Genomic DNA, 317 nt, shown 5'->3' on the forward strand with positions numbered 1-317 from the left:
ATGACGGTTTTGCCGTCGCTCAGCGTGAAGGTCAATGCACTGTGGTTGTTGATCGGCAGGCCGTCTTTGTTGGTCAGGGTGATGGTGTAGGTGATCTCGCCGCCTTCGGTGACCGAAGGCGTCGCGGTCAGCTTGGCCACTACTTCGTCGGTGGTGTCAGTGACATCTACCTTCGCGGCACCGCCCAGCTCCAGGTTTTCGAAGGTGCGACCGTCTACATCCACAGCAGACGTGATACCCAGGCTGATCTGGCCAGCGTCGTTGTAGACGTCATCGCCTTGCGCGTCGTGGGTGTACGGCGCGCTGGTTTCACCGGC

1 protein-coding gene is annotated in these 317 nt (G+C 60.3%); it reads right to left on the minus strand.

Annotated elements, in window-relative coordinates; all coding sequences use genetic code 11:
• The coding region (locus tag ACTJJN_RS27095) for an immunoglobulin-like domain-containing protein (protein WP_440781813.1) at positions 1-317 on the minus strand (317 nt) is incomplete at both ends.

The organism is Pseudomonas sp. 22515 (assembly GCF_052044625.1).
Taxonomy (GTDB): Bacteria; Pseudomonadota; Gammaproteobacteria; order Pseudomonadales; family Pseudomonadaceae; genus Aquipseudomonas; species Aquipseudomonas alloputida.